Below are 21,104 nucleotides of genomic sequence, written 5' to 3' on the forward strand. Positions count from 1 at the left end.
ACTCGCCGCGCCGGTCTCAGTGACCCCGCGCAGTCTTGACGATGCGCATGAACTCCTTGGCCCGTTCCGGATCGACAGCCTTCCAGGTGTCGCCGTCGATCTTCAGCGAAGAGCCGACGATGCAGCCGTCCGCGATCTTGAGGATGTCGGCGACGGTGTTGTGGCGCACCCCGGTATTGGCGAGCACCGGTGTGGTCGACAGGACCGCCTTCACCGATTCCAGCGCGTTCATCTCCGCTGCCTCGCCAGTGATGGCTCCGGAGACGAGAACGGCATCGGGGATGGAAGAGAAGACCGCCGAGCGTGCGCGATCGGCGAGCGCGCGGCGGTCAAGGGAGTCGGCGAATTCAGCCGACACGTTATAGAGCATTACCAGATCGGCACGGTTCAGCCTGTTGCGATAGCGCATCGCGGCGCCGGCGTTCGGCTCCCACGGACCCATGTCGGACGCGTAGGTGCCGGTGAAGATTTCGCGTACGAAGGACGCACCGGTGGCCGCCGCAAGCGCAACCGTGCTGGTCGGATCCCACAGCACGTTGACGCCGAACGGCTTTTCGATCTCGGAGCGCAGCTGGCCGATGACATAGGCCATGGTCGCGGTCGAGGCGACGTCGACCTTGAGCTCATAGGGGCGGTCGTTCTCATTGCCGAACATGACGGCATCGACATCGGCGGCCTGGAGCGCCTTGAGGTCGCGACGCGCCGCTTCCACGATGCCGTCGATACCCGCCTCGGCATCGTAAAGGGGGGTGCCGGGCAGCGGGTTCAGGTGCACCATGGCGATGATCGGTTTCTTGCCGCCGAACAGCGCGTTGAATTTGCTCATTTTTGGTATTGCCTTTCTGCGTTGCGGGTGACGAGACGTCACACCGTCTGGATGGCGCCAAACCGGCCGCGATAGGGAGTGAGCAGCGGTTCGGCGTCGGTATCGGTGATGAACAGGTCGACGGCTTCCAGCGGGCACACCGCTGTGAAGCTTCTCGTGTTGAGCTTGCTGTGGTCGGCGACCAGGACCGTGCGTGTCGCCTGCGCGATTGCAATGCGCTTCGTCTGCGCTTCGTCCTGTGTGGAATTGGTGATGCCGGTTTCGTCGATGGCGTCCGCCGCCAGGAAGAACGTATCGGCGCGGATGTCTTTCAGGGCGTCGGCGACCCAGGTTCCGACGATGCTGAAGTAGCCGTTGCGGACACGACCGCCGACGAGATGCACTTCGGTGTCGCCGCTCGCCGCCGCTTCCGCGACTTTCAGGTCCATGGTCACTATCGTCAGCGGACGCCCAGCCAGAGCACGGGCAACGGCCAGGGCGGTGGTGCCGGAATCAAGGATGACCACCTTCTTGTTTTCGACCGTGGCAGCAGCCGCAACGCCGATGCGTTGCTTGAGATTTTGATGGACGCGGAGCTTCTCCAGGAAAAGCGGTTCGGTGATGCTTTCGCCGACGCCACGCGCCACGACGCCGCCATGCGTGCGCGCAACCAGACCGGCCTGCTCGAGCACCGACAAGTCGCGACGAATAGTGGCCAGCGAAATGCCCAGGCGGGATGCCAGCTCGGTGGTGCCGACGCGCTTCAGGTCAACGATGAGGTCCAGCATCTGCTGATGCCGTTCATGTGGAAACCGCGTTCGTGAGCTTTCCATGTCGTCCTCCTGCGATGATTGATAATGATCGTTTTGAATGAGTCAAGCATTGTCGATCAAATTTTGGTGTTGATTTTGGTTTGCGCGCTGGCGCGTCGCGTAGCACTCATTCAGTCTCAAGCAAGAGCTGTCGGATCTCGCCTCCGAGAGGCATCCATACGGCTGGGAGAGTTTTCTACCGATCACGGGCGCGAGGCGGGAGGCAGGAGAGCCGAAATCGTCAAGGCTCCAGACGCTTTGGATGCAGTCCGAAACCGATCGCGAGACGGGCCTCTCTGCGTGGCAAGCGCAGAAAGGCCCGTCTTCGAATTCAGGATGACCAGTTGTGTGTCGCGGATTGGATCCGTTCGGCAATCAGTCGTGCGTCTCGCCATCATACGGGGTGGCTTGCATGGAAGGGCGTTGCAGAAACTCCCTGAACCATTTCGAGAGCCGCGGCCTTCCGGTTTCGAAGTCGGGCAGGTCGCGGAAGGCCAGCCAGTCGAGCGCAGTGGCGACAGCGATGTGGCCGACGTGAAGCGGCTCATCGAACTCGGTCGTCTGCTCGAGATAATCGTAGGATTCGATCAGCTTCGTCTTCATCCCTTCGGCAAGGGCGGGATAGCGGAGGTGTTCCGGGCGGCGCGAGGTGTCCCAGCGCAGACCGATGCCGGTTCGCACATACCTTGCGCGACTGCCTGCATGCGCAAGGCTGCCCAGCGGCGAGCGCCGACAGCCGGAATCAATGCAGCGTGCTTGTTGAACGTTTCAAGATAGTCGCAGATCACGACGGAATCGAAGATCGCCTCACCGTCGGCAAGAACGAGAACCGGCACCTTGCCCAGAGGATTGACTGCGAAGACCTGGTCGTTGCGATTGGTTGGGCTGGTTTCGTGGTGAATGACACGCAATTGAGCGGCAAGCCCGGCTTCCTGGGCAAACACCAGAACCTTGCGCGCATAGGGAGAGTGGGTCTGATAAAGTAGGTCCATTGTCGATCCAGTCTGACGGTGAGGCACATGTTCGCCAACGGAGCAGCTGTCGCGTCCGGTCGTGTCGGCCTGTGCTGATGGAATAGTATTGCGCCAGAGTGGATAAGGGCGCTGCATTTGCCGTCTAATGACGAGCGAAAATTGCGCGACAATGGGCGCGCGCATACATCTTCGCTCGTTGTGGCCAAACGGCCGGTAGCGCCCTCTATTCGATGATCAGTTGCGGCGTCATGTGCAGATAGCGTGCTGCCTTGCGCTTCGCGGCAATGTCCTTCCAGACAAACTCGACCTGATCGATGGTGAGACCAACGGCCTGGGCAGTCTCGGAGGCCGGCACGGCATGGTCCAATGCGTAAAGACAAAGATCCATCTTGTCGTAAGGCAGCACGAAGTAGAACTCTTCCTGCGTCTGCGGCAGCGAATAGGTGTCCGTCGTCGGCGGCCGCGCGCGGATTTCGGCAGGAACGCCGAGATATTCGGCGAGCTTGTAGACCTGTGTCTTGTAGAGATGTGCGATCGGCTTGATGTCGGCTGCTCCATCCCCGTTCTTGACGAAGAAGCCCTGGTCGTATTCCAGCCGGTTCGGTGTGCCGAGCACGGCATAGTTCAAACGGTCGGCATGATAATATTCGAGCTGCTTGCGGGTGCGCTGCTTCATGTTGGTGGCGGCGACGATGCCGAGATAGGTCTCCACCGGTAGCCGCAGCTTCTTCTCCTCACCGTCCGGCGAGCGCACGACCAGCGATGAGAGATTGTAGCCGCCAGTGGTGAGACCGTTGTCGAACACGATCTTGGACGCCCAGCCCGCGCCATAGTCGGGCTCGACCTGGCGGATGAAAGCATCGCGGCGCTCATAGCAGCCCATCGCGGCCAACATCGGCGCCATGTCCTCGACGGTGTGCTCGATGCCGAACGTATCGGCGACCGATGTTCCGAGGCGCCGGCTTTCGGGATCGGAATCGGCTTCGGGCATCAGCAGTGCAAAGACGTGTCCGGGGCCAAGCGCGCGCACCGCCAGCCCGGCGCAGACGCTGGAATCGATGCCGCCCGAGAGGCCGAGGACGAGACCGCGCCGGCGCAGGTCCTTGCGCAGGCTTTCACGGATCATCCCGGCAATGCGGTCGGTTTCCGCCGCCGGATCGAAATCGAGCGCTGCGGCCGAAAAACGGATGGTCATGCGTCAGGCCCTTTTCTGGTGGAGTGCATTTCTGCCGCCAGCCGGCGGCTGAGCTTGCCGCTGTCGGTCTTCGGCAAAGCGGAGACGAATTCGACCACCTTGGGAACCATGTAGTCCTCCAGGTGGCGTGCGCAGTGGCGCAGGACTTCACGTTCGGTGAGGTTCGGATCGGCCAGAACCACAAAGGCCTTGATCGATTGTCCAAGCACCGGGTCGGGAACACCGGCCACGAGCGCTTCCGCGACGCCGGGCAACGCATGCAGGACGGTCTCGACTTCCTTCGGCGGCACTTTTTCACCACGCGACTTGATAATGTCGTCGCGGCGGGCAACGAAGGTGAGGAAGCCGTCTGCATCGACGGTGAAAAGATCGCCGGTATGGAGCCAAAGCGTCCCGGTTTCCGGATCTGGGCGCAGTGCCAGGGCGGTTGCCTCCGGCGCTTCCCAATAGCCTTTCATCACATTTGGCCCGCTGACCACCAGCTCGCCGACGGCGTCCGGTCCCGCCGGTTTGCCGGCTTCATCCGCGACGTAGGCCCGCATGCCGGGAATGGCGATGCCGGCAGAGCCGGCACGTATGTCCAGCTGCTCAGGCGGCAGATAGGTGGCGCGAATGCACTCGGTCTGGCCATACATCGAAAAGATACGAACGTCAGGCAGGAAATTTCTTAGCCGACGGATATGATCGACCGGCAATGGTGCGGCTGCGCTGGTGAGATAACGCAGGCTGACGAACAGTGTCGGGTCGAGATCTTTCATCTGCAGCATCATGGCGACCATCGAGGGTACCAACGGAAAGCCGGTGGCGTGTTCGTCGCGCAGGCGCTCGAAGACGGCGTAGGGAAAAGCAAAGGATTTTTCGAGGACGAGTGTCGCGCCGCTGAACACGGACGTCAGCAGTTGCGTCAGCCCATAGCCGAAGGACAGCGGCAGGACGCTGAGAAGAACGTCGTCGCTGGTATTGTCGAGGTAGGACACGATTGAGGATGTGGCCGCCTCGAGATTGGCATGCGCCATCATGACCCCCTTGGGATCACCCGTGGAGCCGGACGTGTAGAGGATTGTCGCGAGATCATCCTCTTGCCGACGATCGTCGATCACCGACATCGGCACGGCGAGGAGGGCATCTGCGAAAAGGGCCGCGTCTGGCAGCGCGGTGTGCGGTTCCGTCAACAGAACATGGAGCGGTGCAGCAAATTGCTGCACGGCGTCGGCAACGACGGGGGCCAGCCTGCCTTGCGCGATGACGGCGGCGGGCCGGCAATTGTTGAGAAGGAAGGCGATACGCCCAGCCTTTGCCGACGGATTGACCGGCACGAGTACAGCGGCCGATATCCACACTGCAAAGATGGAAAGCGCAGCCTCAAGGCCATTTTCCATGAAGACCAGGACGCGATCGCCGCGACGCACGCCGGCGCCGGCAAGTGCCGCGGCGAGACGTTCCGCCGATTGATTGAATTCGGCGTAGCTTATCCGCCGGTCACCACAGACCAGCGCCGTCTTCCGGCCTGCATCGGCTGCACGTGCGCGAAGATGACCTTCAAGACGCATCTCGCAGCTAGCCCTCAGTTGGCCCGTTTGCTGTCGACGTAAGCGAGGATGCGGGCGATCGAGTCGAGATTGGCAGGAACGATCTCGCGGTCCTCCACCTTGAAGCCAAACTCCTTCTCGATGTAGCCGACCAGTTCGAGGATGCCTGTGGAATCGACCAGGTCGTTGTCGATCAGCGACATGTCGTCTGGCAGCGGCTGGTTGTCGTCGCCAAACAGGAAGTTCTCGATGATGAAGGCGCGGATCGCCGTTTTGGTGTCGTCTGCCATGATCTCTGTCCCGGTGTTTCCCATCATTCGGTCTTCGTGGAGAACGTGTCCAGCCAGAGCTGGGTCGAAACGATGCCGATAAAGGCGGTGTCGTCCCGGAAGCTGGCCGTCTCCTGATGCAAGACCTTGTTTTTCAGTTTTTCGACTGCCGCCGCGTTGAAGAAACCACCCCTGGCAACAGCATCTCCGGAGAGCGCGTCGGCGAGGTAGCCAGGCGGCGTTGCGGCAAAGGCCTGGCTGTCCGGAGCGCGATACGGCTGTTTGGGCCGCTCGATGATTGCCTCGGGAACCAGACCTTTCGCGGCCTGCTTGAGGATATGCTTTTCCCGTAGCCCATGCAGCTTCATGTCCGGCGACAGGCCGGCCGCAAAGTCGATGACACGCGGATCCAGGAACGGGAACCGGCCCTCCACGCTGTTTGCCATCATGACCCGGTCGCCCTGGGCGGAGAGGATGTAGCCCGGCAGCAGGAACGACGTTTCCAGATATTGAGCCTGGTGCAATGGATGCCAGCGGGAAAAGTCCGCCGGCAGCATGGAAGCAAGTTCCGCGGTTGCATCATAATCGCCGAGTTCCCGCTTGAGTTCGGGCGAGAAGAACAGCTTGGCTGCACTCGTCGAACGGAAGCGCGGCCGATGTGAATAGAGGAGATCGTCGACACGATCGTCCCCGGCGCCGAAGAAGCGGGCCAGATATTCCGGCGATTGCCGCTGCAGGCCAGGCAGATAGGGATAGAGCCGCTGGAAGAGCAGCGGCCGCCATTGCGAATTGGGCTGGCGACCGCAGAAGCGACGCAGCTTCGCTTCGCGGAAGATGTCGTAACCGGCAAACAACTCGTCTGCACCTTCGCCGGTGAGCACCGCCTTGATGCCGTTTTCGTGCACCAGCGCGGAAAGCTTGGCGAGCGGCGCCGGCGCTGTGCGCAGGATCGGCCGTTCGACATGACGGATGACGGATGGAAACAATTGCGAGATATCGCCAGCGGTGCAGCGGACTGTGGTGTGTTCCACGCCGAGTGCCGTAGCCATCAAGGCCTGCCACCTGCTCTCGTCATGCTCTTCGCTGTCGAAGCCGAGGGAAAAGGTGCTGAGCCGTTCCGGCTGCGCGCGAGCGGCGAGTGTCGACACGAGAGAGGAATCCAGGCCACCGGACAGATAGGAACCGACGGGAACATCGGCGCGAAGGCGAATGCGGGTGGCATCGTCGAGCAACGCCCGCAGTTCTTCGACCGCGTCGGGTCGCGGCCGGACATGACCGGCATCTGGATAGCTCTGCTGCCACCAGGCGCGTTGGTCGATGCGCCCCTCTTTTACGATCATCAGGTGACCAGGCGGCAATTCCGAAATGCCCTGGAATGCCGTGCGGGGTGCAAGCGGCGCCCACAGGGTGAAGATCTGGTCGAGCGCGAACGGATCGAGACTGGCCTCGATGCCCGGTACGGTGAGCAGTGCCTTGATCTCTGAAGCAAAGAACAGCGTGTCGCCGCGCTGGGTATGAAACAGCGGGCGCACGCCCATGCGATCGCGGGCCAGCACCATGCATCTTTGCCGCGTGTCCCACAGCGCAAAGGCAAAGTCCCCATTGAGATCGTCGAGGCAGTCCAGGCCCTTCTCGGCGTAAAGATGCAGGATGACCTCGGTGTCCGACTGCGTGCGGAACTTCCGGCCTCTGGCAATCAGCTCGTTGCGCAACTCGACATAGTTGAAGATCTCGCCATTGTAGGAAATCACCAGATAGTCGGATGGGTCCGACATCGGCTGGTGGCCATCGCTGAGACCGACGATCGACAGCCGTCGATGCGCCAGCCCGGCTTCGCCATCGATATGGATGCCACTGTCGTCCGGACCCCGATGAGAGAGTTTGCTCGCCATGCGAGCCAGCAGCGCCTTGGCCTCAGCCGGCGCTACACCCTTTCCGAAATACCCCGCCACCCCACACATCAGGCCACCGTCATGTGAAACGGTCGCCAATCAAGCGTGTCCAACCTTCTCCGGCAAGACCGTTGACGAAGGCCTGTCCGCTGGTGAAGGCCTCGATCAATTTCGGGTCGCGAGAATGAACGATGGTGGATGCGGCATGCACGAATGCGATCTTGCGTCCCATCATGGCGCCGAGAAGCGCAGGCTGCGTACGTCCGCGCAACGCTGGCATGTTCCGGGAGTCGGCATGACGCATCATCCGGTCGATCACCAGTCCTTCGCGACCGGGCAGTGAGAGAACCTGGACGACGCGACCGAGACGCCCCCTGTCGCCATAGTAGAGAAACAGGCCGATTGGCGCGCCGTTCGAGCGGGCGCGAACAACCCGCAGCACTCTTTCACCGTGGATGACCTTCTGGCGAGCCTCCGCCAGCATATAGCGCAGGCGTTCGGCATCCCACTGCGGCCGCAGCGCGAACTGGCGCAGGAATGTCGGGATGATCTCGGCGGCTTCGTCCTCGCTGGCGTCGGCATCGATGAACGCGTCCGCACGACTGGCTTCCGGAACGTAGCCATACCAGTCCGACTTGGCGCGCTGCGCCAGGGCGTCGAAGGGTCGGAGTAGAGGCGTGAGAAGTCTTGCCCCAGGCACACGCTTCGCGACGCTGTCAGCAACAAAGGAAACCGGGCGCAGGATACGCAGCCATTCGAGGCTGTAGTCCGGCAGGATATGCCCGTTCACCTTTTGCCACAAAGCAGTCGACAGGTCGTTCGAGGTTTCGGTGAAGGAGAGATCCTGTGGGCCGGAGAGGACATCCCGCAACAGGCGGGCACCGGCGAAGGGGTCGTCCTCGCGGGCATCCACCATGAAGGTGCCGCAGACGGCTGCGCGCAGCGTCCTGCCGGCATGCTCCATCGCGAGCGGGAAGATGCCGAAGAAGCCACTCACGCTACCGTCGTCACGCACATGGACCTTGGAGGCCAGTTCGGGGTCGTAGTTCGGGCCTTCGAGGAACAGCGTCTTCAGATAGTCGGCGAGGGCACGCGGATCCACACCGTTGCTGCGCAGCAGTCGCTGGAAAAGCGCAGCGACAGCCGGCAGATCCTGAGCCGTTACCGGTCTGATCTCAGGCATGCTTGTCGCCTCGGCCAATCCTGAACACGTCCACGCTTCCAATCTCGAACACAGCTTTACGTATGGGCAGCGTCGTATCAGCAACTTCTAACCAAATGATTGGCGGCGCCATAGTTTGGAAGAAGATGTGAAGCTTGGCGAACAGATGCTTAAGACGTCTCAAGAAGAGCGTTCGTCAGAAGCCCCCCGGCATCTGCGCTCGATGCTGCCTTCAGATCACCGGCTGCGACGAAGCGTCTGCGACGGTGTTTCACCATATCTGCGGCGATAGGCAGCTGCAGCGCGGCCGAGATGCCCCAGTCCGGCCTGGCCGGCCAGGTCGGTCACGGATTGTCCGTTTTGCGGACCGGTCAGCAGCGAATGGAAGTGGTCGAGGCGCAGGGTCTCGACCATCTGCAGCAGCGTCGTTCGATTGTGGCGGCGAACCGTCTCCTGCAGCGTGCGCAGGCTGACGTCGACTGCAAGGGCGATGTCGCCCACACTGAAGTCACGTTCGATGTTGGCACGGATCCAATCCTGGGCCCGACCGACCGTGGACGACGTCGCTACCGGGGCAGGGGCATCGAGCACCGCCCGGTGCGAATGAGCAAGCGAGGAAAGCAGAAGCGAGGACAGGCTTTCACCAAGTCTCGCCAGATAGGTGCCGAACGCGGCATTGCCGTTCTCGATGCTCTCCAGCATCAGGCCGACATGATCGAGAGCCAGCCGCCCGGCAAGGCTCGACAGGTCGACGGCCGTCTCGAATTCGACCTTGTCGATGGCGCGGTCGGCCAGTTCGGTGCATTGCCGTTGCATGACCTCCCGTTCGATCAGCACGATCAGCTTGGCGCAGCCGTCGGACCAACGCATGCGGGTCGGCAGCGTTGGCGACAGCAGCGAGGCGGTCTGGCCCGGATTTGCCAGCGCCGTGGTGGTGCCGCAGTGCACTTCGGCCGACCCGGCGAGCGGTATCTGCAGCAGGAAGAAGGAGGAGAGTTCGCCGGGGTCGATCTCGACTTCCGAGCCGTAGCCGACGAAATTCAGCGAATAGCCACGCTGGCGCGAAGCGCGATGAACAGCGTGAAAGCCTGCGGCGCTGGCGTGGCGGGGCGACAGGAAGTGCGGGCAGAAGATACGGCCGATCTCCTGGCGCGCTTCCTCCGGTGAAAACGTGTCCACCAGGGCGTGCCGAGCGAGCGGCGATCTCAGATTGACTGCGTCCATGCCGGCAGCCTTCCCATTCGCACCATGTGGCCGCGTATTCTGGATAGTCTTTGCGCGTATTGGATTGCGGCCGCGGCGCTTCCACCTCACCCTCAATCTAGTTGAAGTCTAAAAGAAACGCGAGTCCGCCATAGAGATGGGCAACGCGTCGGGACGGGAATGCCTGGAGGAGATCATGACGTCCGCGCCTTTCATCGCCGGCATGCGCAAGGTCGCAGGCGCCGTTTCCGTGATCACCACCACCGGCAGCGATGGAGAGCAGCGCGGCCTCACGGCGACGGCGATCTGTTCGCTGTCGGCCGAGCCGCCATCGCTGATCGCCTGCGTCAACCGCAAGACCTGGGTGGCGCAGTTCGTGCCGGATTCAGGCGTGTTCGCGGTCAATGTGCTGTCGCATCTGCAGGAAGACGTGGCGCGTACCTTCGCCGGCCAGACCGACCTCGCAGCGGGCGACAGGTTCGGCGTCGGTGATTGGCATTCCGGAGTGACGGGTGTGCCGGTCGTGCGTGGCGCCCTGGCCGCGTTCGAATGTCGATTGGCACAGGTCGTCGAGCACGCCACCCATGTGATCCTGATCGGTCACGTGGTGGAGACTGTGCTCGGGGATGGGCAATCGCTGGTCTATGTCGAGGGCGGCTTCTCGGCGGTGGGACATGTCCGGTCAGCAGCCTGAACCGGCGGGACGAAACGAATCGGGAGGAAATCGATGAAGGGTTTGAACGGAAAAACGGCGATCATTTCGGGCGGCGCGACGCTGATCGGCGAAGGCTGCGCTGCGGTTCTTGCTGGCTACGGCGTCAACGTCATCATCGCCGATATCAATGAAGCGGATGGCGAAGCGGTGGCCGGCCGGATCGGCGCCAAGGCCAGTTTCATCCGCACCGACATCACCAGCGACGAAGACATCAAGGCGCTGGTCGAAACGACGGTGAAACGCCATGGCCGTCTCGACTTCCTGGTCAATGTCGCCGCCACCTATCTCGACAATGGCGCGGATACCACGCGCGCCGAATGGCTGAAGGCATTCGACGTCAATGTCATCGGGTCGGTGGTGCTGATGCAGGAGGCGCGTGCGCATCTGGCGAAAACCAAGGGGGCGATCGTCAATTTCGGTTCGATTTCGGCGCGTGTCGCCCAGGTCGGGCGCTGGGCCTATCCGGTTTCGAAGGCCGCGATCCTGCAATTGACCAGGAATCAGGCGCTCGATCTCGCCGCCGACGGCATCAGGGTCAACGCGGTGTCCCCAGGCTGGACCTGGAGCAACATCATGCGCCAGCTGTCCAACGACAACCGGCCGAAGACCGACGGTGTCGCCGCCCCCTTCCATCTGCTGAGGCGCACCGGCGATCCGGCCGAGGTGGCGGAAGCGGTGGCGTTCCTGCTTTCCGATGCGGCGAGTTTCATCACCGGCACCGATATCCGCGTTGACGGCGGTTACACGGCGATGGGGCCGGAACGCATCGACCCGGCCATTCCGCTGCTGATGGAATGAGCCCGGCACGTGCCGCAACGACAAGCAAGGGAGGGAACACGATGAGCAAGCGCATCACGATATTGGGAGGAGGACAGGCAGGCCTGCAGCTTGCCTGCGGCCTGCTTCAGCAGGGCGACTATGAGGTGAAGGTCGTCCAGAACCGTACGGCTGAGGACGTGCGCACCGGCAAGGTGCTGTCCAGCCAATGCATGTTCGATACCGCGCTGCAGAACGAGCGCGAGGTCGGCCTCAGTTTCTGGGAGAAGGAGTGCCCGACTGTCGATTCCATCAACTTCGTGGTGCCGTCACCCGATCAGCCCGGCGCCAAGGCGATCGACTGGAACGGCAAGCTCGACAAGCCGGCGCAAAGCGTCGACCAGCGTGTGAAAATCCCGGTCTGGATGAGCGAGTTCGAGCGGCGCGGCGGCACGCTGGAGATCAAGGAAGCGGGCATCGCCGATCTCGAGACCTATGCCGCATCGTCGGACCTCACCATCGTTGCGGCGGGCAAGGGTGATATCGCCAGGCTGTTCGAACGCGATGCCGAAAAATCCCCGTTCGACAAGCCGCAGCGCGCTTTGGCGCTGACCTACGTCCACGGCATGACGCCACGGCCGGAGCATTCGGCGGTCTGTTTCAACCTGATCCCCGGCGTCGGCGAATACTTCGTCTTCCCGGCTCTGACCAATTCCGGTGCCTGCGAGATCATGGTGCTGGAAGGCATCCCCGGCGGACCGATGGATTGCTGGAAGGATGTGAGTTCGCCGCAGGAGCATCTGGCGCGGTCGAAATGGATTCTCGACACGTTCCTGCCCTGGGAGGCGGATCGCTGCCGCAACGTCGAACTGACCGACGCCAACGGCATCCTGTCAGGCGCATTCCCGCCAACGGTGCGCAAGCCGGTCGGACGCCTGCCTTCGGGACGGCTGGTGCTGGGTCTCGCTGATGCCGTCTGCCTCAACGATCCGATCACCGGGCAGGGATCGAACAACGCCTCGAAGGCGGCGAGGGTCTACATGGATGCCATCCTGGCGCATGGCGACCGGCCGTTCGACGCCGCTTTCATGCAGGCGACATTCGATCGCTACTGGCAGTATGCGCAATACGTCGTCGGCTGGACGAACGCGCTGCTGACGCCGCCGCCCCCGCATGTGCTCAACATCATGGGATCGGCGCAGGCCTATCCGGCGCTCGCCAAAAGGATAGCCAACGGCTTCAACAATCCGCCGGATCTCTTCCCGTGGTTCGCCGTGCCGGAAGAGGCCGATCGTTACCTGCAGCAACTGGCGGCTTGATCAGAACGTGGCATGGCCAAGTGGCCGGCCATGCCACGCCGAACTATGCGAAGAAGACGCTGATCGTTCCATAGGGGCCGAAATCGGCGGCAATGGTGTCCCCATGCCGCGCTTCGACAGGGCGCACGAAGGAGCCCGACAGCACGACTTCTCCGGCGGCGATGCCCATGCCGTAGGTGTGCAGCCGGTTGACCAGCCAGACAATGCCCATGGCCGGATGGTTCAGCACGCCGGCACCGAGGCCGGTTTCCTCGACCTCGGCATTGCGCGAAACGATGGCGCCGATCCAACGCATGTCGGCATCGAGTGGCCGGATGGGTCGCCCGCCGAGCACGATGCCGGCATTGGCGGCGTTGTCGGAGATGGTGTCGAAGAAGGTGCGGGCCTTGCCGGCTTCCTTGTTCGTGCGCTCGATGCGCGTGTCGAGGATCTCGAGCGCCGGGGTGATATAGTCAGTGGCATTCAGCACATCGAAAATGGTGACGTTCGGGCCGCGCAGCGGCGCCTTCATGACGAAAGCGATTTCGGCCTCGATGCGCGGCTGGATGAAACGATCGGCCGGAACCGTCCCGCCATCGGCGAAGAACATGTCGTCGAACAGGATACCGGAATCCGGGATATCGATGTTGAGCGCCGATTGCATGGCCTTGGATGTCAGGCCGATCTTCCAGCCCTTGATGACCGCGCCGGCCTCGGTCTTTTTCTTCACCAAAGCCGCCTGTACCCTATAGGCGTCGTCCATCGTGGCGTTCGGGAAATCCAGGCTGAGCAGGCGGATCTGGCGCCGAGCGCGTTCGGCCTCGAACAGGCGCGTGGCCGCATCTTCGATTTCGGCTGGCGTCATGGTCGTCGCGGTCACTCGTCAACAACTCCATTGCGCAGGATGCCGATGCCATCGGCCTCGACTTCGATCACGTCACCCGGCTTCAGCCAGATCGGCGGGTCGAAGCGGGCGCCGGCGCCGGTCGGCGTGCCGGTGACGATGACGTCGCCGGGCACAAGCGTCGTGAAGGTCGAAATATAGGCGATGATCTTGCGGAAGGAGAAGATCATGCGGCTGGTGCGATCGCTCTGGCGGACCTCGCCGTTGACGCGGGTCTCCAGCTTGATGTCGGCGATCTGCGCCTCGTCGGTAAAAGGCACCAGCCAGGGGCCGATCGAGCCGGTGCGGTCGAAGTTCTTGCCCTGGGTGACATTGAACTTGGCGTGCCGGACCCAGTCGCGGATCGTGCCTTCGTTGCACAGCGATAGTGCAGCGATGTGATCGAGCGCGGTGGTTTCCGGAATGCGGCGGCCGCCTTTGCCAATGACGATGACGATCTCGCCTTCGTAGTCGAGCTGCGGCGATTCCGGCGGGCGTACCAGATTTTCGCCATGGCCGACGAAGGAACGCGGGAAGCGGATGAACAGCGAAGGGTTGGACGGTGCGGCCTGGCCGTCCTTGTACTCTTCGTTGCGGTCGGGGAAGTTGACGCCGACGCAGATGAGTTTCTCCGGCATCGGCACTGGGATTTCATAGGTGATGTCGGGCAGGGCGAAGTCAGCCGGCAGGCCGGCTGCTTCCTCCGCCAGGCGAAGCAAGGCGCCGGCTTCGATGACTTCCCGCAGCGTCGGCCATTGAGCGCCGTGGCGGCTGGAAAGATCCACGGCACCGTTGTCGGTGATGGCGCCGTAGCGTGTCTTGCCGCCGGCGGTGAATGTGGCGATGCGTGCGCTCATGCCCGGTTCCTTGTGATTGTCGTGTCAGCCGGTCAAGGCGCGATGATGGGCGAAGCGGCGAGATCGGGATCGCGCGGCTCGATGCCCGCGAAGACACTGCCTTCCTCGAACCACGAACGTGGTGCCGGCGCTCCCCACAGGGTCTGTCGCTGCGGATCCTTCAGGTCCCACTTGATCGGCTCGAGGTCGGGATCGACCGTCTGATAGTCCGAGCAATAGATCTCGATGCGATGGTTGTCGGGGTCGCGGACGTAGAGAAAGAAGGCGTTCGAAATGCCGTGCCGGCCGGGACCGCGTTCGATGTTGCCGATGTAGCCGGTCGTGGCCATCAGATCGAGCAGGTCGATGATGTTGAGCGGCGTCGGCACCCAGAAGGCGACATGGTGAAGGCGCGGACCGCGGCCGTTGGTGAAGGCGATGTCATGCACGCCGCCCTTGCGGTGCGTCCAGGCTGCCCAGAGCTTCCCGGTTTCCGCGTCTTCCGTGTATTCGGTCACGCGAAAGCCGAGCTCGTTGTAGAAGGCCACCGATTCATCGACATTCGGCGAGTAGCAGTTGAAGTGGTCGATGCGCAGCGGCTTCACGCCTTTGTAAAGGGCGTATTTCTGATGGATCGGCGGCAGGCGGTCCATCCTGGAATAGAATTCGAGCGGAATGCCATGCGGATCGCGCGTACGAAAGGTGCGCGACTGATAGGGCCGCTCGACCCACTCCACCGGCAGGCCCTTGGCCCTGAAGAAATGCTCGGCCTTGTCGAGGTCTTCCTCGCTGTAGAGCTTGAAGCCGAGGTCGCGGGCTTCCGCCTTGTCGGCCTTGCGCAAAACGATGCAGTGATGGCCGCGTTCTTCCAACGCACGCAGGTAGATGGCGTCCTTGCTCTCGTCGGTCACCTGCAGGCCCAGCGTATCGACATAAAACGCGCGCGATTTTGCCAGGTCCGTGACGGCAAGTTCGACATGGCTCAGCCGCACGATGTTGAAAGCGGGATAGAGATTGGGTTGCGGCAAAGGCATCAGATTCCTCCTCGTATGTGGCGCTGCGCGGCCTGGCCGCGCGGCGCGGCAAAGCCGCGCTGTACGGCGTCAACCGCCAAGCTTCTGGATGGCGTGTGGCCTGGTCGCGAAAGCGATGTTCTTGGTTTCCATGTAGAAGTCGAATGACCAGTCACCGCCGTCCCGGCCGATGCCGGAATTCTTAACGCCGCCGAACGGCGTCGGCAGATGGCGTACGTTCTCGGAATTGACCCAGATCATGCCGGCCTCCAGTGCTTCGGTGAAGCGGAAAGCGCGCGTCACATCGGACGTCCACAGATAGCCGGTGAGGCCGTACTCGGTGTCATTGGCGATCGCCAGCGCCTCTGCTTCGTCCTTGAACGGAATCGCGGTGAGCACGGGGCCGAAGATCTCTTCACGGGCGATGCGCATGGTGTTGTTGGCGCCGGTGAAAAGGGTCGGGGTGACATAGCAGCCGCCGCCCGGACCGTCGAACTTGGTGCCGCCAGCGGCAATGGTGACGCCCTCCGACTTGGCGATCTCGATATAGGAAAGCACCTTTTTCTCGTGCACGGGATGGATCAGCGGACCGACAACGGTTTCGGGATCAAGCGGGTGGCCGATCTTGATGCGCTTTGCCTTCTCGGCGACCAGCGCCGTGAACTTGTCGTGGATGGAAGCCTCGACCAGCAGGCGCGACGAAGACGTGCAGCGCTCGCCATTCAGCGAATAGATCATGAAGACGGCGGCATCGGCCGCGCGCTCCAGGTCGGCATCGGCGAAGACGATGACCGGGTTTTTGCCACCCAGCTCGAAATGCACACGCTTCAGCGTATCGGCGCCCTGTTTCATGATCATGGAGCCGGTGCGGCTCTCGCCAACGAACCCGATCGCCTTGATGTCGGGGTGTTCGGTCAGCGACTTGCCGGCGTCCTCGCCGAGGCCGTTGACGAGGTTCCAGACACCCTTGGGCAGGCCGGCTTCCTCGGCGATCTCGACCAGCAGACGCGCGCTCAGTGGCGAAAATTCGGCCGGCTTGTGGACGATCGTGCAGCCTGCTGCGAGCGCCGGCGCGATCTTCCAGGTCGACAGCATGAAAGGGGTATTCCAGGGCGTGATGATGCCGACAGGGCCGATCGGCACGCGTGTCGTCATGTTGACCTGGCCTGCGTCCTGCAGGGTACGGCCATCGCGAGCCTGGGGCGCGCGGTCGGCGTAGAAGCGGAAGTTCTCGGCGCCGCGCAGTGCTGCCTTGGCCATGAATTTCAGCGACTGGCCGGTGTCCATGCATTCGACGAAGGCGATTTCTTCGGCGCGCGCGACGATGGCATCGGCAATCTTGTGCAGCAGCTTCTTGCGGGCATCGCCGGACATCGCCGCCCAGTCGCGGAATGCGGCCTTGGCAGCCTTGGCGGCGCGGTCGATGTCGGCAGCCTTGCCATGCGCCACCTTGGCCAGCGGCTTCAGGTCGACCGGCGAGATCGTCTCGAAGGTCGAGCCGTCGGCAGCCGGCACCGCTTCGCCGGCGATATGATTGAGCACGCCGTCGCGCTTGAAGCGTTCAAGATAGGCGCTTGCCTTGCGCAGATTGTCGTCCAGGGCGCTCATGCTTTCGTCCTCGTTACTTGCCGCGCAGTCGCGGGTGGATCGCATTCTTCTTCCAGCTCAGTTCGGCGTCGATCTCGCGGATCTCCAGCGACAGCGCGAAATGAGGGGTAGCAAACAGCAGGGCCAGCCGCTGTGAAACGGCGGCAAAGATGGCTTCGCCGGTACGCTTCTTCTCCTCGGCGCTGCGGCCCTTGCCGATGCGGAAATTCATGTCGATGAAGCCGTTCTGAGGCAGCCTGTCGGCGATCGCGTAGGCTTCGGCACGGAATGCACGCACGCGGATGGCGCCGATCTCGAACAGGCCCGTCTCCAGGATGGTGTCGGCCACCAGAGTGCACAGGCCCTGGATATCGACCGTTTCATCGAGATTCGCGGAATATTCGATCGCCATGTGGGGCACGGCGTTCCTCCACCAGTAAGTCGACTGTTTGTAATTAACATGTGAATTACATCTTGACTGATGAAAGTCAAGCGCTGTTGAATGGGTTGTGCCATCCGCTCGCGGCGGGATTGCCGGTGCCGCCAAAATCGCGGATATAGCGCTGAAAGCCGACTACGCGTCTTGCGTGCGCCGGTTCGCGAGACAGACGGAACCAGAGCGGAGACACCACCTTGCTGCCGCCTTCCACACGACGCTCCCTGCCGATGACGCTTCTGCGTGCCCGCGAGGTGATCATGGCGCATTTCCGGCCAATGCTGGCCCGGCACGACATCACCGAACAGCAATGGCGTGTCTTGCGCGTGCTGGCCGAGACAGGGCCGCTCGAGGCGACCGAACTTGCCGGCCGCGCGTCGATCCTGCCGCCGAGCCTGACGCGCATCATCAAGGCGCTGGAAGAGCGCCGGCTGATTACCCGCAACCGGGTGAAGGATGACGGCCGGCGCGCGCTGCTCGCCATCACGCCAAGCGGCGTGGCGCTGATCGAGGATCTGGCACCAGAACGCATCGCCATCTACGAAGCCATCGAGGGGCGATATGGCGCCGAGCAATACGAACAGCTGCTCGACATGCTTGAGAGCCTGATCCAGTCGGAGAGCAGCGAAGGCTGAGCTTTTTCCCCTGAAGGACGGATGGATCGCAAACCTCGTGCGGTCATCCATCGTTGCAGTCTGCTTTTCAGCCACCGAAACTGCCGAGCGCCATCGGTTGCGAGTAGTTGCGGTCGACATAAAGCAAAGCCGCTTCGCCGCTGCCGTGCCGGATATCGATGACCCGGCCGAACATCACATTGTGCGTGCCGACCTTGTTGACGTCACCGATCTCGCAGTCGAACGAGACGATGGCGTCGAGCAGCGCCGGCATGCCGGACGGCATGGTCTGCCAGTTTGCCGCCTGATAGCGCTCGGCCATGTCGCGGATGGCGCCGGCAAATTTCGAGGCGAGATGCATATGCGCCTGCGTCAGCACGTTGACGCAGAAACGCCGGTTGTCGAGGAACATTCCAGTTTGCGCCGAGCGCTCGTTCATGCAGATGAGCAAGGTCGGCGGATCGTCTGAAACGCTGCACATGGCCGTCGCGGTGAAGCCGCCGCGACCAGCCGGTCCGTCCGTGGTGACGATGTTGACCGGCGCGCAGACCCGCGCCATGGCGTCACGAAATTCCAGCCTGGAGACCTGCAGTTGCATGGCTGGTCCTCAATCCCGGCCGGTAGTGCCCAACGGCGGCAGCCAGGTGTCGCCGGTCCAGCCGTTCTCGTCATAGTCGGCCATGCAGGTGTCGACGAGCTCTTCCATCTGCTTCAGCCGGCCGCCGCGTTCGGCGCCCTTCAGCACCTGCAGGCGGACTTCTTCCTGGGCACCGGCATAATTGAGTTCGTAGAGCGCATGGCGGCCGCCGAACTCCGTGCCGGTGGCGTCCCAGAGCAGCTTCATGATCTTGATGCGCTCTATGTGGCCCATATTGTCGGAGCCGCGCACATATTGCGCCAGGTAGCGGTCGATGTCGGGATTGCCGAAATCCTTGGCGGAGGAGGGCAGGTAGATCAGGCCGGAGGCGACAACCTTGCGCACCGTCTCGATGACGCGTGGATAGGCTTCGGACATGAAGGTGCGATACGCCAGTGCGCCTTCCATGTTCGGCAGCACCGCGCCGCCAGCCCATGGGATCGGGTTGTAGGCCATCGCGTTGGAGAAGCTCCAGAACATGTGCCGCAACGCGATCACCTCACCGAGTGCTGCCTGGTTGCCACGGAAGGCATCGCCGCCGGTGGCGCGCAGTGCCTTGGCGAGCAAGCCGGCCAGGAAGTCGAGCTTTACGGCAAAACGTGTGCAGCCCTGGAAACAGTAGCCGTGCATGAAGCCGGACGCGGGGTGAAAGGAGAGGATCTTCTGCGCGTCCCGCAGCACCAGCACGTCTTCCCAGGGTACGAAGACATTGTCGAGCACCAGGATGGCGTCGTTCTCGTCGAAGCGGGACGACAACGGGTAGTCGAAGGGCTGGCCGACCGTGTTGGCCGTCTGCTCGTAGGAAACGCGGCAGAACATCTTCACGCCCGGCGCGTTCATCGGCACGATGAACATCACCGACAGCGAAGGGTCTTCCGTCACCGTGGCAGAACTCTGTGCCAGGAAATTGTAATGAGTCAGCGCTGACGAAGTCGCCACCACCTTGGCGCCGGAAACCCAGATGCCGGCATCATTCTCCTTGGTGATGTGGACGAAGACGTCCTTTACCTGCTCCGCCGGCTTGTGCCGGTCTATCGGCGGGTTGACGATGGCGTGGTTCATGAACAGGACCGATTCCTGCGCGCGCTTGTGCCAGGCTCGTGCGTTGTCCTTGAACGGTCCGTACCAATCGGCATTGGCGCCCAGTGTGTTCATCAGTGCCGCCTTGTAATCGGCGGTGCGCCCCATCCAGCCATAGGTCATGCGCGCCCAATGGGCGATGGCGCCCTGCTGCGCGACGAGATCGGCCGGCGAATGGGCAACACGGAAATACTTGTGGGTATAGCCGCCGGAGCCGGTATCGGTCGGCGACGTGAGAGCGGCCTGCTGCTTGGGATCGTGCAGGGCATCATAGAGACGGGCAAGCGAGCGCGCGGAATTGCGCATGGCCGGATGGGTGGTGACGTCGGTTATCCGTTCGCCGTTGATGTAGACCTCGCGGCCGTCACGCAGGCTTTCCAGATATTCGGCACCCGTGAACGGGCGCGTCTTGTCGGCCCGGAAATCTTCCGCTCGCATCGTATTCCTCCCTTGATGTCTTAAGAGTAGCGCTGGGCAGCGCTATGGTTTATGGACAAAAGCCGAAAACCGCTTGGACTTTTTCGGGTGCCATGAGCCAGGTTTCCATCCCGGAATTCTTCGTCTACGGCGAACCCACGCGCGCGCTCGACGTCGGGTTCTTTCACGTCGAGACCGTTCGTGCTCGCGAGGGCATCCATCGCGGCCGCGTGCAGCCGCACAAGCACCCGCAGATGGGCCAGATCACTTTCTGGACGAGTGGCCGCGGCAACTACCGGATCGAACAGTTTTCCGAAGATTTTTCAGCCCCTGCGGTCAGTTTCGTGCCGAGCGGCGTGGTGCATGGCTTCATCATCGAGCCAGGCACCGACGCGATCGTCGTCTCGGTTGCCGACGATGCGCTTTCGGCGATTGCAGTGAACACGCTCCTGCGGCTCGACCGTCCGGTTTTCGTCACCGGACGCGGTGGTGATACGTTGTGGCGGAAACTGGAAAGCAGTGTTCTGGCAATCCAGGCGGAATATGCCGATGCGTTGCCTGGCATGGACAAAATCCTGCCGTCCTTGATCGCGGTGACGCTCTCCGGCATTGCGCGGCTGGGCAGTGGGCCGCAACCGATCGAACTGCCAGCCGCAGGAGCGCTGGCCGCGAGGTTGCGGCATCTCATCGACCGGAACTTTCGGGAAGACTTGCCCGTAGAGCGCTATGTCGAAACGCTGGGCACGACCCGACACCTGCTCGATAAGGCCGCCCAGCAGGTGCTGGGCACCGGCGTGCGGCAAGCCGTCAATGAAAGGCGTCTGGTCGAAGCCAAACGACTGCTCGCCTTCACCATCCGGTCGGTGGAAGACATCACTTTCGAGACGGGCTTCAACGACCCCGCCTATTTCTCGCGGTTCTTCCGCAAGGCGACGGGTCTGTCGCCCGCTGCCTGGCGGAGGGAACGATTGGGTCCCTCCACCGACTGAAG

General features: G+C 62.5%; 22 protein-coding genes. 5 read left to right on the forward strand and 17 right to left on the reverse strand.

Features of this window, described 5'->3' with window-relative positions; genetic code table 11:
• Window positions 1-16 precede the first annotated feature (16 nt).
• The 10 genes from C1M53_RS16360 to C1M53_RS16400 form a co-directional block, all read right to left on the reverse strand.
• On the reverse strand, window positions 17-826 hold the full coding sequence (locus tag C1M53_RS16360) for a BtpA/SgcQ family protein (RefSeq protein WP_129413194.1): 810 nt from the start codon (window positions 824-826) through the stop codon (window positions 17-19).
• 38 nt (window positions 827-864) lie between these two features.
• Entirely contained in the window at window positions 865-1,638 is a 774-nt protein-coding gene (locus C1M53_RS16365) for a DeoR/GlpR family DNA-binding transcription regulator (RefSeq protein WP_129413195.1), read from the reverse strand.
• Between the two features lie 354 nt (window positions 1,639-1,992).
• Window positions 1,993-2,220, reverse strand: a complete 228-nt coding sequence (locus C1M53_RS32525) for a hypothetical protein (protein WP_348629990.1) — start codon at window positions 2,218-2,220, stop codon at window positions 1,993-1,995.
• Window positions 2,217-2,609, reverse strand: coding sequence for a glutathione S-transferase N-terminal domain-containing protein (locus C1M53_RS32530; protein WP_348629991.1), 393 nt, complete (start codon window positions 2,607-2,609; stop codon window positions 2,217-2,219). The genes C1M53_RS32525 and C1M53_RS32530 overlap by 4 nt, the downstream gene beginning before the upstream one ends.
• A gap of 205 nt (window positions 2,610-2,814) precedes the next feature.
• A complete protein-coding gene (gene nadE, locus C1M53_RS16375; RefSeq protein ID WP_129413196.1) occupies window positions 2,815-3,786 on the reverse strand; it encodes an NAD(+) synthase in 972 nt (323 codons plus the stop codon).
• Window positions 3,783-5,336: a class I adenylate-forming enzyme family protein gene (locus tag C1M53_RS16380; protein WP_129413197.1), complete on the reverse strand. Its 1,554-nt coding sequence runs from the start codon at window positions 5,334-5,336 to the stop codon at window positions 3,783-3,785. The genes nadE and C1M53_RS16380 overlap by 4 nt, the downstream gene beginning before the upstream one ends.
• A gap of 14 nt (window positions 5,337-5,350) precedes the next feature.
• On the reverse strand, window positions 5,351-5,605 hold the full coding sequence (locus C1M53_RS16385) for an acyl carrier protein (protein ID WP_129413198.1): 255 nt from the start codon (window positions 5,603-5,605) through the stop codon (window positions 5,351-5,353).
• A gap of 23 nt (window positions 5,606-5,628) precedes the next feature.
• Window positions 5,629-7,545, reverse strand: a complete 1,917-nt coding sequence (gene asnB, locus C1M53_RS16390) for an asparagine synthase (glutamine-hydrolyzing) (protein WP_129416212.1) — start codon at window positions 7,543-7,545, stop codon at window positions 5,629-5,631.
• A 10-nt stretch (window positions 7,546-7,555) separates the two neighbouring features.
• Entirely contained in the window at window positions 7,556-8,659 is a 1,104-nt protein-coding gene (locus C1M53_RS16395) for a hypothetical protein (protein WP_129413199.1), read from the reverse strand.
• Between the two features lie 216 nt (window positions 8,660-8,875).
• Window positions 8,876-9,862 (reverse strand): helix-turn-helix domain-containing protein, encoded by a 987-nt coding sequence (locus C1M53_RS16400; protein ID WP_129413200.1) that lies wholly within the window; start codon window positions 9,860-9,862, stop codon window positions 8,876-8,878.
• Window positions 9,863-10,037: 175 nt separating this feature from the next.
• On the opposite strand from C1M53_RS16400, the gene C1M53_RS16405 reads away from it, so the two are divergent.
• The 3 genes from C1M53_RS16405 to C1M53_RS16415 are packed head-to-tail and all read left to right on the forward strand — an operon-like array spanning window position 10,038 to window position 12,631.
• The gene (locus C1M53_RS16405) at window positions 10,038-10,535 is read left to right on the forward strand and encodes a flavin reductase family protein (RefSeq protein ID WP_165358162.1); all 498 of its coding nucleotides are present in this window, start codon (window positions 10,038-10,040) and stop codon (window positions 10,533-10,535) included.
• 33 nt (window positions 10,536-10,568) lie between these two features.
• A complete protein-coding gene (locus C1M53_RS16410) occupies window positions 10,569-11,354 on the forward strand; it encodes an SDR family oxidoreductase (RefSeq protein WP_129413202.1) in 786 nt (261 codons plus the stop codon).
• 41 nt (window positions 11,355-11,395) lie between these two features.
• On the forward strand, window positions 11,396-12,631 hold the full coding sequence (locus C1M53_RS16415) for a styrene monooxygenase/indole monooxygenase family protein (protein ID WP_129413203.1): 1,236 nt from the start codon (window positions 11,396-11,398) through the stop codon (window positions 12,629-12,631).
• A 43-nt stretch (window positions 12,632-12,674) separates the two neighbouring features.
• On the opposite strand, the gene hpaH is transcribed toward C1M53_RS16415, so the two are convergent.
• The 5 genes from hpaH to C1M53_RS16440 form a co-directional block, all read right to left on the reverse strand.
• Entirely contained in the window at window positions 12,675-13,475 is an 801-nt protein-coding gene (hpaH, locus tag C1M53_RS16420; RefSeq protein ID WP_129416213.1) for a 2-oxo-hept-4-ene-1,7-dioate hydratase, read from the reverse strand.
• Window positions 13,476-13,486: 11 nt separating this feature from the next.
• Window positions 13,487-14,350, reverse strand: coding sequence for a fumarylacetoacetate hydrolase family protein (locus C1M53_RS16425; protein ID WP_129413204.1), 864 nt, complete (start codon window positions 14,348-14,350; stop codon window positions 13,487-13,489).
• A gap of 32 nt (window positions 14,351-14,382) precedes the next feature.
• On the reverse strand, window positions 14,383-15,363 hold the full coding sequence (hpaD, locus tag C1M53_RS16430) for a 3,4-dihydroxyphenylacetate 2,3-dioxygenase (RefSeq protein ID WP_129413205.1): 981 nt from the start codon (window positions 15,361-15,363) through the stop codon (window positions 14,383-14,385).
• 69 nt (window positions 15,364-15,432) lie between these two features.
• On the reverse strand, window positions 15,433-16,950 hold the full coding sequence (gene hpaE, locus C1M53_RS16435) for a 5-carboxymethyl-2-hydroxymuconate semialdehyde dehydrogenase (RefSeq protein ID WP_129413206.1): 1,518 nt from the start codon (window positions 16,948-16,950) through the stop codon (window positions 15,433-15,435).
• A gap of 13 nt (window positions 16,951-16,963) precedes the next feature.
• Window positions 16,964-17,350, reverse strand: coding sequence for a 5-carboxymethyl-2-hydroxymuconate Delta-isomerase (locus C1M53_RS16440; protein WP_129413207.1), 387 nt, complete (start codon window positions 17,348-17,350; stop codon window positions 16,964-16,966).
• Between the two features lie 245 nt (window positions 17,351-17,595).
• Between C1M53_RS16440 and hpaR the strand changes: the two genes are divergently transcribed.
• Window positions 17,596-18,000: a homoprotocatechuate degradation operon regulator HpaR gene (hpaR, locus tag C1M53_RS16445; protein ID WP_162839659.1), complete on the forward strand. Its 405-nt coding sequence runs from the start codon at window positions 17,596-17,598 to the stop codon at window positions 17,998-18,000.
• Window positions 18,001-18,067: 67 nt separating this feature from the next.
• On the opposite strand, the gene C1M53_RS16450 is transcribed toward hpaR, so the two are convergent.
• Both C1M53_RS16450 and C1M53_RS16455 read right to left on the reverse strand, forming a co-directional pair.
• Window positions 18,068-18,577: a flavin reductase gene (locus C1M53_RS16450; RefSeq protein WP_129413208.1), complete on the reverse strand. Its 510-nt coding sequence runs from the start codon at window positions 18,575-18,577 to the stop codon at window positions 18,068-18,070.
• Window positions 18,578-18,586: 9 nt separating this feature from the next.
• Window positions 18,587-20,134, reverse strand: coding sequence for a 4-hydroxyphenylacetate 3-hydroxylase N-terminal domain-containing protein (locus tag C1M53_RS16455; protein ID WP_129413209.1), 1,548 nt, complete (start codon window positions 20,132-20,134; stop codon window positions 18,587-18,589).
• Window positions 20,135-20,226: 92 nt separating this feature from the next.
• On the opposite strand from C1M53_RS16455, the gene C1M53_RS16460 reads away from it, so the two are divergent.
• Window positions 20,227-21,102: a helix-turn-helix domain-containing protein gene (locus tag C1M53_RS16460; RefSeq protein WP_129413210.1), complete on the forward strand. Its 876-nt coding sequence runs from the start codon at window positions 20,227-20,229 to the stop codon at window positions 21,100-21,102.
• Window positions 21,103-21,104: the final 2 nt, after the last annotated feature.

This window comes from Mesorhizobium sp. Pch-S, from assembly GCF_004136315.1.
In the GTDB taxonomy this organism is placed as follows: Bacteria; Pseudomonadota; Alphaproteobacteria; order Rhizobiales; family Rhizobiaceae; genus Mesorhizobium.